At 63.1% G+C, this 7670-nt stretch carries 4 protein-coding genes; 3 read left to right on the plus strand and 1 reads right to left on the minus strand.

The features are described from left to right. Positions 1 to 954: 954 nt before the first annotated feature. Positions 955 to 1350, minus strand: a complete 396-nt coding sequence (locus EHS19_RS04675; RefSeq protein WP_151916626.1) for a hypothetical protein — start codon at positions 1348 to 1350, stop codon at positions 955 to 957. A 739-nt stretch (positions 1351 to 2089) separates the two neighbouring features. Here EHS19_RS04675 and EHS19_RS04680 point away from each other — a divergent pair. The 3 genes from EHS19_RS04680 to EHS19_RS04690 all read left to right on the plus strand — a co-directional run bounded on the left by EHS19_RS04680 (position 2090) and on the right by EHS19_RS04690 (position 7587). Next, entirely contained in the window at positions 2090 to 5590 is a 3501-nt protein-coding gene (locus EHS19_RS04680; protein ID WP_151916627.1) for a bifunctional [glutamine synthetase] adenylyltransferase/[glutamine synthetase]-adenylyl-L-tyrosine phosphorylase, read from the plus strand. Between the two features lie 37 nt (positions 5591 to 5627). Then, entirely contained in the window at positions 5628 to 6986 is a 1359-nt protein-coding gene (locus EHS19_RS04685) for an MATE family efflux transporter (RefSeq protein WP_151916628.1), read from the plus strand. A 61-nt stretch (positions 6987 to 7047) separates the two neighbouring features. Further along, positions 7048 to 7587: a PadR family transcriptional regulator gene (locus EHS19_RS04690; RefSeq protein WP_151916629.1), complete on the plus strand. Its 540-nt coding sequence runs from the start codon at positions 7048 to 7050 to the stop codon at positions 7585 to 7587. Positions 7588 to 7670 lie beyond the last annotated feature (83 nt).

Below are 7670 nucleotides of genomic sequence, written 5' to 3' on the forward strand. Positions count from 1 at the left end.
GATCAATGTGACCGATCACATTGGTGGTTTTGCCGGACGTTATTGATGATTCGGCGTTCTTTCTGGTTGAAATCGCAATTCAGGGTACGAAATGGACGCTGGGGCCGGACTCAGCGTCCATTTCGTACCCCCAATCTCGATATCGACCATTTGCGCCTGTCATTTACATCTGTCAGCGCCTGCCATTGCGTCCTATCGTGCCCGACAGAATCGAACCGGACAGAGCTGTGCCCGACAGAACCACACCACACCCCAGTAGCGCAAGTTATTCTCGAAATAAATGGCCATTTCGAGATTATCTTGCGCTGAGCCCCAGGTTCTTTCCGAGATTATCTTGCGCTGGGAGCCTTGGTCGCGCATGTTTTTCTCGAGGTCGAGGATGATTTCGAGAAAAACCTTGAAGTTGCCTGATTGTTGTTCCGTCTCTTCTGTGAGACGGCTTGTGTCGTCTGTTCGAGATACTCGTTCTCCACGTCACCGGGAGCGGCGGAGTCGTCACAGGGAGCGGGGTCGGTCACAGGGAGCGCCCGCACCCTGTGACCAGGGTGTTGAAATACCAAGGTTTTTCATCAAGTGGTCACAGGGAGCGCCCGCACCCTGTGATCAAAGCCGCTCCGTGTGACCAAAGCCGAACAATGCCACGCCAGTGGTACGGAATGCGGAATGGGTGTTGCGTCGCGTACCGAACGCCAGTGGTACGGAATGTGATTCAGCCCCGTTTCGGCGCTGCATACCAGGCGCTGGGCGAGGCGGCGCGGTGGGATGCTAGACAGCGAGATAGCAAGACAGATCACATCATCGCCCTCATCGAATAGCTCGATGCCGCTCAAACGAGATGGCGCAGACCGCTAGACAAAGCATCAGCGGGCATAGTTCCCTCAGCTGCCCATCAGCTATGATTCATCGATATTCAGCAGTGAATCAATGACGAATCAGCGACACAATCAATGAAAATCAGCGGTGATGATGAGCGTTCGCACTGCCGCCTTTGGCAGTGCCGTTGCCTTTGCCGCCCTTGCCGCCGCGGCGTTCGCTGCGACGCTTGTGCCCGTTGCGCAGATCGACGCGAAACAGGGCGAACCGGTTCAGCATCGCGGCATGAATCGCCGGAATCCGCGCGATGCCGAATCCGACGACCATGGCAAGTGGCGTCACCCACGCCGCCACCAGCATCTTCGCGATGACGACGACCAGCAGCACAAGCGCAGCGACCAGACCGACCCGCTGCTGGAGGCGATTCTGCCGTTCATTGGCAAGATCGAGCCGCAGCGGCATCAGACCGTAGAAGAATCCGGTGCCGAGACCATAGACGGCCAGCACAATGGTGATGATGATTTCACTGATAGTCATAGTCTCCCATTATGGACCGTATGCCGCGACACCTCGCCGCGCCGACGTAGATCGTCGCGCAAGGATTTTTCGGAAACCTCCTTGAGTTCGTAGAATCTTTGCGCTAAGCACTGGCCCAGCGCAAGGATTTCTCGGGATTTGCCCCGAGTTCGTGAAATCCTTGCGCTAACGGCCTATCCAGCGCAAGGATTATACGAAATGGCCGTTTTCCCCGAGAAATCCTTGCGCTAAGAGGTATGCGCTAAGAGGTGCTAAGAGGTTCATAAGCGCAAGAGAATCTCGAACTTGGGGACGATTCCGAGAAATACTGGCGCAATCCGACTGCGTACCACGACTGCGTACCACTATGTATGGGTGATGCAAGGGTAATGCATGGCACGCAATGTGAAGGGCTCGCAACGGCGTTCCGCACCACCGATTCGCACTGATTCGCGTCACGCAACGTGTTTTCGACCGGTTTGCGCGTTGCGTACCACTGGTCTTATAGTACGCGATGAGAAGAGTGCGCATACCAGCGTTGTGTACCACCGAATTGCGGTTCGGAATGTGTAACGAACCGGTTTGCGCGTTGCGTACCACTGCTCACAGCCACTGCTCACAACCACTGATCTTCACCGATCACAACCATTGGTCATCAGCACGCCGCACTCCCGCACCGCGTGCCCACGACGCGCCCCACACCGCATCCCACCCCGGGCAGACGCACGTGGGGACGGTGCTGTTGATACCATTGAGGGTTATGAACGAAACGACGGGCACGAAGCGGCCGACGGATGCCGCCGCGCATTGGACCATCGACGGGCGAGCCGCGCAGGAGACGCGCAACGGTCTGCCGAATGACGCAAGGTCTGACTCACGGTCACTGTCCGGAGGGTTCACGCCCGGGGCCAGAGATCTCATTCACGCCGGGCTTCAGGATCTCGACAAGGCGCGCGGCCTGTTCGCCAGTCTGAGCGACAACGGCGTCACCGCCGCGCGGCTGCGCGTCGTACTGAAGGCCCTCGAACGCGCCGGAGACCCGGATGTGGCGCTGAACAATCTCATTGACATCGTCAACGCGCTCATCAGTCAGGGCAGGTCCGTGGAGGAGATCCTTCCCGACGACACGGCGATGAGCCGTCTGATGGCGGTGCTTGGCGCATCGGATGCGATGGGCAAGCTCATGCGATTCCGGCTTGATCTGGTCGAGGCCGCGGCTTGCGACGGATGCGATTCGCATCTGTTCAACCGCGATCAGCGGCGGGCGCACGTACTGCGGGCGGTCGGCGCGGACGCGATTGAAAGCATGGATACGCGCGACGGCGCGGATACGCTCGCCGGTACCGTCATGCATACCGCCGACGCTGATGCTGATGTCGACGTTGGTGCCGACGCTGATGCCGAATCCGGTAGCATCAGCACCGACGGCGCAGCCAGCATCAGCTCTGACAGCACCCACACCAGTACCAGCACCGACACCACCAACACCACCACCGCCTCCGCACCGAATCCTTCGACCTCGCTCCATCCGCCGGTCGCATCCAAGCCTCTCGCCGAGGCGACGACGGCGCTGCGCCGCACCTATCGCAACCAACTCGCCGCGATCATCGCACAGGACACCACCGCCGACGATCCGATCGCCCTTCAGCCGCGCATCAGCGAGGAACTGTCCGATCTCGCCGACGCGGCGCTTGAAGGCGCGCTCGCGATCGCCAGACGCGAGGTGCCGGGTGCCGAGGACGTGCGCTTCGCCGTCATCGGCATGGGCAAGCTCGGCGCGCGCGAACTCAACTACGTGTCCGACGTCGATCTGATCTACGTGGTCGAACCGGCGCGCCCCGGCATCGACCGGCAGCAGCTGTATCGCACCGGAACGAAGATGGGCACGATGCTGCAGCGCGTATGCCAGTCGGTCATCATGGGCGTCGCCGAACCGGCGCTATGGCAGATCGACGGCGGCCTGCGCCCCGAAGGCAAGGACGGCCCGCTGGTGCGCACCCTCGAATCGCATCGCGCCTACTACGAGCAGTGGGCGGAGAACTGGGAGTTCCAGGCGCTGCTCAAGGCGCGGCCGGTCGCCGGAGACGCGGCGCTCGGCCAGTCGTACATGGCGATGACCCGGCCGATGGTGTGGTCCGCTTCAAAGCGCAAGAACTTCGTCTACGACTGCCAGCAGATGCGCCGCCGCGTCGAGGATCTCATCGCCCCGGCGCTCAAGGATCGCGAGATCAAACTCGGCAGGGGAGGACTGCGCGACGTGGAGTTCACCGTGCAGATGCTCCAGCTCGTCCACGGCCGTTCCGACGAATCGCTGCGCACCGCCGCCACGCTCGAATCGTTGCAGCGACTGGCCGACGGTGGCTACGTGTCGCGCGCGCAGGCGAAGAGGCTCGCATGGGACTACCGTTTCGAGCGGGTCATGGAGCATCGCCAGCAGATGTGGGCGCTCAAGCGCACGCATCTGTTCCCCGATCTGGGCGGCAACGCCAACCGCGGCGGACTGGAGCGCAAACGCGAGGTCAGCGTCGACGATCTCAACCGCAATCCGGAACTGCGCCGACTCGCGCGCGCGTTCGGCATGCATCCCGAACAGCTCGTCGCCAAATACGACGAGACACGTCGCGAAGTGCGCCGCCTGCACATGGACATCTACTACCGGCCCATGCTGCCCATAGCCGCCATCGCCGGCGACGACGACATCACCCTCACCCCGCAGGCCGCGCAGGAACGGTTCGCATCCATCGGATTCGCCGACCCACAGGCCGCCATGCGACACGTCACCGCGCTGACCGCCGGCGTGTCGCGCGCCGCGAAGATCAACCGCATCATCCTGCCCGCCGTGCTCCAATGGCTCGGCCAGGGGCAGAATCCCGACATGGGACTGCTCTACTGGCGGCGCTTGGAGGAGCGATTCGGCACCGAAAGCGAATATCTCGGATTCCTGCGCGATTCGGGCTCGGCCGCGCAGCGACTGTGCCACATCCTATCCAATTCGAGATTCCTCGGCGACGCGCTCAACAAGTCCGTCGAATCGGTGACCTGGCTCGGCGACGACAGCCAGCTGCGCGCACGAACCCGCGCAAGCCTCGACGTGCAATGCGCCTCGGCGCTCGCCCGCAACGAGTCGAGCATCGCCGATTTCGCCACGTCGATTCGCGCCATGCGACGCCACGAGATCGAACGCATCGGTCTGGCGTGGATGAGCGGCGTCATGGACGACGCGTCCTCGCTGGAGGGCATGACCGACGTGTACGACGCGGCCATCGAAGCGGCGCTCGCATGGGCGATGCGCGACCAGTGCCGGCAGATGGGCGCGCCCGTCGACCAGCCGCCCGCATCGATCGCGGTGATCGGCATGGGCCGATACGGCGGCCGCGAGATCAACTTCAGTTCCGATGCGGACGTGATCGTCATCTACCGGCCCGCCGGCGCGGCAGCCGATGCAGCGAACAGTGCGGCAGCAGACGCGCGCGCCAACGAGCGACAAGCCAACGACCAGCAAGCCAACGTCTTCGCCCGCAAGGTATGTGAATCGATGCGGCAGATCCTGCAGGGACCGATCACCTTGGAGCCGAAGATCGAACTCGATCTCGATCTGCGTCCGGAGGGCAAGAACGGCCCGCTGGTTCGATCCTACGAGTCGTGCCGCGAATACTACTCGTCGTGGGCGAGCACCTGGGAGCATCAGGCGCTGCTGCGCGCGCGCTTTGCGGCCGGCGACCGCGAGCTCGCCGAGGACTTCCTAAGCAACATCGCCGATCCGCTGCGCTACCCGGTCAACGAGCCGAGCGAGGCGCAGGTGGGGGAGATACGCCGGCTCAAGGCGCGCATGGAGGCCGAGCGTCTTCCGCGCGGCGTGCGGCGTGAGCGGCATCTCAAGCTCGGCAAGGGCGGCCTGTCGGACGTGGAGTGGACGGTGCAGCTGATGCAGCTGCGCCATGCCGGCTCGCACGCCGCGCTGCGCACCGGCTCCACGCTTGGCGCGCTTGACGAATTGGAGCGCATGAAGGTGATCGGCAAGGCCGACGCGATCGTGCTGCGCCGCGCGTGGCGCATGTGCACGGCCGCGCGCAACGGCAACTATCTGTGGAACGGGCGCGTCAACCAGGCCGACATCCTCCCGGACGACATGTATTCGCTGGGCGGCATCGCGGTCTATCTGGGCTATGACGCGCATCGCGGACAGCATTTCGAGAACGATCTGCTCGGCGCGATGCGCAAGGCCCGTGACGTGACCGAGCGGTTGTTCTACGGGCGTTGACCGACACGTCGAGCGCTACGTAGTACAGTAGCGCTACGTGGCTCAACTACATGGCATCCGGCGAGCGAGCGCCGACGAGAAATACCGGCAGATGACCGAGCAGCCGATCAGACCGCTGATTCTGAGGCTGTGCATCCCGGCGGTGATCTCGAATCTGGTCACCACCGCGTACAACCTGACCGACACGTTCTTCATCGGCCGGCTCGGCACCGCGCAATCCGGCGCGATCGGCATCGCGTTCTCGATCATGACCGTGCTGCAGGCCATCGGCTTCTTCTTCGGCAACGGCGCGGGCAATTCGATGAGCCGCGAACTGGGCAAGCAGAACAACGACCGCGCCGCGCGTCTGCTCGCCGTCGGATTCGTCGGCGCGATCGGCTTCGGGCTCGCCGTGTCGATCATCGGTCTGCTCACGCTGCATTCGCTGGTGTTCGCGCTCGGCTCGACGTCCACTATCGCGCCGTTCGCGATCTCCTATCTGACGCCGATCCTTGTGGCCGCGCCCTGCGTATGCGGCTCGTTCGCGCTCAACGGCCTGCTGCGCTACCAGGGGCAGTCCGCGTTCGGCATGATCGGTCTGGTGACCGGCGCGCTGCTCAACTTCGCGCTTGCGCCGCTGTTCATCTTCGTGCTTGGCATGGGCATCTTCGGCGCGGGACTGGCGACAGGCATCTGTCAGACGATCAGCTTCGTGATCCTCACCACGCTAAGCAGGCGTTTCGGCGTGCTGCGGCTGTCGCTGCGCCAATGCAGGCCGGACGTGCTGCTGCTGCGCGAGATCCTCGGCGGGGGACTGCCCTCGCTGCTGCGGCAGGGTGCCGGTTCGATCGCCACGACGTGCGTGAACATCGCCGCCAATCCGTTCGGTGATGCGACGATCGCCGGCATGGCCATCGTCATGCGCATCATGCTCGGCGCGAATTCGGTGATCATCGGTCTTGGGCAGGGGTTCCAGCCGGTGTGCGGCTACAACTACGGCGCGAGGCGGTTCGCGCGCGTAAGGGAGGCGTTCTGGTTCTGCGTGTGGCTGTCGACTGGGGTGCTGCTGGTGATCGGCGCATGCGTGTGGCTGTCCGCGCCACAGCTGGTGGAGATCTTCCGTTCCGATCCCGCCGTGGTCGAAGTCGGCGTGGCGGCGCTGCACTTCCAATGCATCACCGTGGTGCTCAACGGCGTCAACATGATGGGCAACATGACGACGCAGACGATGGGAAGGACCGGCGTCGCCTCGTTTCTTGCCGTGTGCCGCATGGGGTTGTTCCTCGCGCCCGCGGTGCTCGTGCTGCCGCATTTCCTTGGTGTGACGGGCGTCGAGATGGCGCAGTCGGTCTCCGATGTGCTTTCGTTCGCGGTGACGATTCCGGTGCTGCGGCGCATTCTCAGGGGATTGCGCTGACGCGACTGCGCTGACGGCGTGAACCCCGGCTGGTATGTCGAAACGAGATATACTGCTGCGTATGAGCGTGATCGAAATGATGATTCTGGGGTTTCTTGCCGAACGTCCCATGTGCGGCTATGAGCTGCGCAAGAAGATGGAGCAGCTGCAGGGGTATGCCAGACGATTCAGCGACGGCGCGATCTATCCGGCGACCAGCCGTCTTTCCGAGGCGGCACTGATCGAGCAGATCGCCGAGGAGACCGGCGACGGCCGGCCGCGACGACGGTTCCGTCTGCTCGACGCCGGCCGCGAGCGGCTCATCGACGAGCTGAAGCAAACAAGCGGATTCAATCTTACGGATTTCACCCGGTGGACGGTGGTGCTCACGTTCCTCTCCGTCGTGCCCGACCAGGCCGATCGCGATGCGGTGCTGCGACGGCGCTATGATCTGCTCAACCGCGGTGACATGCACTACTTCTACTGCGATGCCGGCAATCCGCTGTCGATCGATCAGATCGACGACCCGTATCGTCGCGGCGTCGTCGTCGCGCATGATGCCGAAACGCGCGCCGAACTCGAGTGGCTGCGCGCCATGCTCGGCATCGACGAGGATCGTTAGCGTCCTGCGTCAGAAGATCGTTGATTATGCTGTTGGCGCCCCTTGTCAGGACGTTGCCGTTAGGCAAACAGCAGAGCTGTTTG

It is taken from the genome of Bifidobacterium jacchi (assembly GCF_009078285.1).
Classification (GTDB): domain Bacteria; phylum Actinomycetota; class Actinomycetes; order Actinomycetales; family Bifidobacteriaceae; genus Bifidobacterium; species Bifidobacterium jacchi.